3 protein-coding genes are annotated in these 5,628 nt (G+C 51.0%); all 3 read right to left on the bottom strand.

Translation table 11 applies throughout. From position 1 onward, the window contains the following. Nucleotides 1-154: 154 nt before the first annotated feature. The 3 genes from ACYVG7_RS04290 to ACYVG7_RS04280 all read right to left on the bottom strand — a co-directional run bounded on the left by ACYVG7_RS04290 (nucleotide 155) and on the right by ACYVG7_RS04280 (nucleotide 5,282). Nucleotides 155-1,543: an HlyD family type I secretion periplasmic adaptor subunit gene (locus ACYVG7_RS04290; protein ID WP_460881998.1), complete on the bottom strand. Its 1,389-nt coding sequence runs from the start codon at nucleotides 1,541-1,543 to the stop codon at nucleotides 155-157. Beyond that, nucleotides 1,540-3,681: a type I secretion system permease/ATPase gene (locus ACYVG7_RS04285; RefSeq protein WP_460881997.1), complete on the bottom strand. Its 2,142-nt coding sequence runs from the start codon at nucleotides 3,679-3,681 to the stop codon at nucleotides 1,540-1,542. Before ACYVG7_RS04285 ends, ACYVG7_RS04290 begins: the two co-directional genes overlap by 4 nt. A 179-nt stretch (nucleotides 3,682-3,860) precedes the next feature. After that, nucleotides 3,861-5,282 (bottom strand): calcium-binding protein, encoded by a 1,422-nt coding sequence (locus ACYVG7_RS04280; protein ID WP_460881996.1) that lies wholly within the window; start codon nucleotides 5,280-5,282, stop codon nucleotides 3,861-3,863. Between the last annotated feature and the right edge of the window lie 346 nt (nucleotides 5,283-5,628).

Below are 5,628 nucleotides of genomic sequence, written 5' to 3'. Positions count from 1 at the left end.
TATGTTGGGAGTCACATAGAAGATCAGATCCTGGAAAACGGGAAAGGTTCCGTTCAGGACGCTACTTGTGTATAAGAGTCAGCCATAGCACTGGCCATGACCAGTACAAGTAGCTTGATTTTCATTGGCTGATTCTCCTTGGCTTTCTCCAGTTTTATCGTTCACGCAAGGCAGATTGTTTTGCCCTGATGATGGGTTTCAACAAGTATTCGAGCACGCTCTTTTTCCCTGTAATGATGTCCGCAGTGGCCATCATGCCGGGGATAATAGGCATGGGTTTACTGATGTCGCCCAGATAACTTTTTTCCGTCCTTACTCTTACAAGATAGAAGGCATTCCCCTTTTCGTCTTGAATGGTATCGGCACTGATATGCTCTAACGTTCCTTTCAGCCCGCCGTATATTGCAAAATCATAGGCGGTAACCTTGACGATTGCAGGCAACCCAGGCCGCAAAAAGGCAATATCCTTCGGCAATACCCGAGCTTCAATCAACAAGTTATCCTCCATGGGCACCACTTCCACCAGATCCATACCCGGTTGCACCACGCCTCCCACGGTATTGACCTTCAGGGTCTTGATGGTGCCTTTGACCGGGGACAACACGCTGGTTCTGGCCACCCGATCTTGCAGACCAACTTGCCCCTCACTGAGCTGGGAGAGTTTGTTTTGCTTCTCTTCCAATTCGGTTTGCGTATCAACCCGGAACTTCAAGGCGACATCGTTGCGTTTGAAGATCGTCTCGCGCAGCAGGGCATTTTGTTTGGGCAATAACAGACGCGCGTTTTCCAGCTCACCGCGCATATCGTTAACCTGCCGCTCCAGCTTGATCAGCTCGACTTTCGGCACTATGCCCTCTTTGGCCAAGGGGCGATTCAGGTTCAACTCCTGACTGGCCAAATCGACACTGCGACCCAGAGTCCGGATCCGGTTATTGATTTCAAATATTTCACTCTCTTTCTGCTCGATCTGCTGCCCCATGATCGACAACTGATTATTCAGATTATTCAGCGCCTCGCTCTGGGCATTTTCCAGACGTTTGGCATATTCAGGAAACACCTTGGTGTAACCCTCGGGGAAGACAATCGGCGTCTCTTTGATGGTGATTTGTTCGCGCCAACCGAGTTTGGGATCATTGGCGGCCACCACACTGGCCAGTGCTGCACGCAGTCGGGCAACATCCCCTTTCAAGCTGACCAACTCCTGCTCACGCTCACGGAAATCGGAGCGGAAACGGGTGTCATCAATTCGCATCAACTCTTGTCCCGGCTGCACCACCTGACCCTCTTTGACGAAGATCTCTTTGATGATGCCACCTTCCAGGTTCTGGACGATCTGCAACTGACGGGATGGAATCACCTTGCCCTGGCCGGATGCAACCTCGTCGAGCTCGGCCCAAGCGGCCCAGATGATGGCCACCACGAAGAAGACAAAACAGCTCCACAGCAGGATGCGCGCCCGGGTCGGGGTATTGAGCAGCACCGCCGCGGTAGCGTCGTCGACAAAATCCAGTTGGTCTGGCCCAGGCAGCTTCATAGCACTCATTCCGCCCCCTCCCGCGCCCGGACTCTACCTTCTTTGAGCATTTTCAAGACATCCTCGCGAGGTCCATCAGCAACCACAGCCCCCTGATCCAGCACCACCAGACGATCCACCACATCCAGCATGTTGGTTCTGTGGGTGATCAACAGCAGGGTCGTCTGTTTATCCAGACGGGAGAGTTCCTCTTTCACCAGGCTTTCCGAGCGGTTATCCATATTGGAAGTCGGTTCGTCCAACAGCAGGATGGGCGGATCGGTCAGCAGGGCACGGGCCAGAGCAATAGCTTGGCGCTGCCCACCCGAGAGTAGGCGCCCAGCCTCCCCCACCTGCCGTTCAAGTCCGTTCGGATCCCGATTGGTAAACTGGGTAACCCCGCCACGGCGTGCCGCACGCAACACCCGCATATCATCCACCAGGGGGTGGCCAACGATAATATTGTCGCGAATGGAGCCAAAAAATAGCGTGATATCTTGCGGGACACAGCCGATATTGCGCCGCAATGCGGCAGGATGGATCTGCGCCAAGTCATAGCCATCCAGACGAATAGATCCACTTTGCGGCTTATACAGCCCGAGCAACAACTTCTCCAGGGTGGTTTTCCCGGCACCGACCCGCCCGATGATCGCCACCTTTTCCCCCGGCCGGATGACCAGGTTGATATTGCGCAGCGACGCCTGATCCGAATCGGGATAGTTGAAATTCACCCCCTCGAATTCGATTTGACCTGACAGCACCGAATGCTGGATGTACTGACGCCCCTCTTCCTGCTCGCTCGGGCTATCCATGATCTTGCTAATCAAGGTCATGGCTGATTTAGCCTGATTGTAACGGGTTGAAAGGACCGAGAGTTGCACCAGAGGTGCAATGGCGCGGCTCGACAGCATCACGGCGGCAATCATGCCGCCCATGGTGATACTGCCTTCCGAGATCAGATAAACACCCAACACGATCAGCGCTACCGTGGCCATCTGTTGGGCAAAACTGGCCATGGTCGACACCTGATTGGTGATGCGGCGCGTCTCTATGCCCCAGGTTGACATATGGCTGACGGCTTGTTCCCACTTGTGCTGGAAGTTGCTTTCGGCACCGAAGATCTTGACCGCTTCCAGACCCGCAATCCCCTCGATCAGATTGGCGTATTTTTGTGATGCGAGACGGGACCCCTCTTCGATACTCCGGCGTAGCGGCTCCTGAATATAGAAGCTGTATGCGATCAAGATCAGCACCGACACCAGCGGCACTATCACCATGGGGCCGGCAAAGATCCAGATGATGAACATGAAGAAGAAGGCAAAGGGCAAATCGATCAGCGCAGAAACCGTCGCCGAGGTGAAGAACTCGCGAATGGATTCAAATTCCTGCAGATGTTTGGCGAAGGCGCCGGTCGATGCCGGACGCGCCTCCATACGGATGCCCATCACCTTGGCAAAAATCTTTGCCGACAGTAAAACGTCCGACTTTTTACCTGCTACATCAATGAAATAGCTGCGCAGCTGGCGCATGGCAAAGTCAAAAACAAAGACGATAGAAACCCCGATCGCCAGCACCCAGAGTGAATCAAATGCCAGGTTCGGCACTATCTTGTCGTAGACATTCATGGTGAACAGCGGGCTGGCAATCGCGAATAAATTGATCAGGATCGAGGCGATCAGCACATCCCGATAGATGGCACTCGATTCCAGCAAGGTACCCCAAAACCAGTGTCCCTCCCGAGTTTCCAGCACCTTGGGTGAACGGGCGTCATAACGAAACTGCTTCTTGAGTAGAATGGTCTTGCCAGTCGTCAAGGCTGCCAACTGTTCCTGCGACATGGTTTGCTGTGCGACGCCCAGGCCGGGGAGCACCACGCAGGCTTCACCTTTCTGATGATCCAGTTCCAGCAGCACACAGGCGCCGCCATCCTTTTGTAGCAGAATACAAGGCAACAATAATGGCGAAATATCAGCCAGTTGCAGATCCTGGGTCTTGGCAATAAATCCAGCTCGCTCGGCAGCACGCGGGAACAGTAATGCCGTCAGCGCACCATCGGTGAGAGGCAGCCCGGAGATCAGCGCCTCGCGACTGGTAGGAACTGCATAATATTTGGATAGGAAGACCAGACACTCCAGAAGTTGATCTGTCTTGTCTTGTGTGAACTCCATGGCGACTCCATCCTGGGACGAGCGATAGCCGACGGCTACCTAAGTGACAAAATTATCTAAAACCATTTTCAGAACAATAGTTTAGCACTACTCCTCTGCGTTCGACATTATTTAACAAATCAGTAGCAATAAAAAAGGAGAGGCAAGCCTCTCCTTTCAAGGTTGGATTCCATTGACCCTTATTTATCGATATTCAACAAGTGGTTGGAAAGCAGATGGTCCAGTACATCGGAGGCACTACTACTGCTACTACCCGTCAAATCCGAATAGCTCACACCATCCAGGACTATGCTCTGCAAAACAGAACTGCTAGACGCCGAGCTACTGCTTGCATCTGGGTCATGGATATCAATGGAGACCGAACCATCACTGGTTTTGCTGATCGACAGATAATTTTCCAACACATCGCTGCTCTTGCTGCCATCGTGATCCAGTAGATCACTGATATCAATGACATCCTGAGCCTTATCAAACTTGGCCACATGATCGATAGCCGGAAGTGTCGATGAACCCTGTTCACCAGAACGCCAAACATAAGTGTCATTACCGGCACCGCCAGTCAGGGTGTCATTGCCTGCACCGCCAAACAGCATGTCGTCACCGTCGCCACCCACCAGAATGTCGTCGCCAAGGCCACCATATAGCTCGTCATTATTACCACCACCCGCTAGGGTGTCGTTACCAGAATTACCATGGATAATATCTTTGCCATCCGTCCCGGTAATTTGATCTGAACCACTTCCGGCAGAATAATCAACGCCGCTTTGGATATACCACTTGCCATCCGAACCTCTCACCAAGTCATCTAAAGCCCCCAATTTCGGCTCAAAACCCTCACCGTCCTGAAACAATGCCAAGTTGGTACTATTAAATGCCTTCCAGCTACTATCAGTATCTAGCTTATACGTAAGATTGAAAGAAGCATCTCCACCCTGATCCCAATATACCACCTCAATGTTATGCAAACCTTCTGACAGTTCGATATATGGTTTGTTGATGTTACTGCTCTCGTTTGTATTGGTCAGCACAGGTGTTTTATCGTACTGAGCGACAACAAGTTGACCATCAATATAGAGAGTGTAACCATCATCAGCGGCAATCTTAAAATCATACTTGCCTGCCTCAAAGTAAGCACTGCCCAGTATACGAATAATCGCATCGGTAGTAGAACCAAAGGCACTGGTGGTTTTCAATGAACCGGCATCGCCGGAAGTAGAACCATTTTTCAAGAATGTATTTAGATGTCCATTAGCCACCACTGTATTGGCCGACATCAACAATGGGTTACCCCCTCCCAAATCAGAGTTTCTATCTTTGTCGATGCCTCCGTAACTTAATGTTTTAGCCACAAATACAGCATCAGTTGCAATAGTCGATGCTTTATATGGGTTTGAAAGTCCTGTTAGGTTATCTCCAACAGTCAAACCCTGTTTTGCATTAAGCACAGTGACAACATCTGACATTTTTTCTAAGTTTTTATTCGCAGCCACACCATCTTGTGGCTGTAAAATAAAATTGTTAGTTCCTGCTATTTCAGTTTTTGGCGCTGTGGTATTCGACCAATCGTTATATCCGTAATATTCCCCACTCAGGCCTTGCACAGTACTGTTAACCAGTGAGCTACTAAATAGCCGCTCCTAATAGTGCTCCATCGACAAGGAAGCACACGCTGACACGCCGTAAACCCATCCATGGGGGCTCCACCGCGCCATCCCTGGCGCGGAGGGTCAGCTTAGCGCTACATCAGTCGATGTCGTGAGTGATCTACTATTCGGAACAGCTATTTAGCTGATAGCGCTACGGTTTGACCAACTTCCGGATCGACAGTCACCAACAAATTTGATGTTGTTGACGCATGATCAGACAGGGCGAGATCGTGAACGTTTTATAACCAATATCAAGTCTTGATTGACGTAAATCTCCACCTGTGATCATATGCTTCCTTTT

This window comes from Pseudaeromonas pectinilytica, assembly GCF_054780855.1.
Note: the sequence above shows the minus strand (reverse complement) of the source record. Positions and strands in the feature narration are given on the sequence as shown.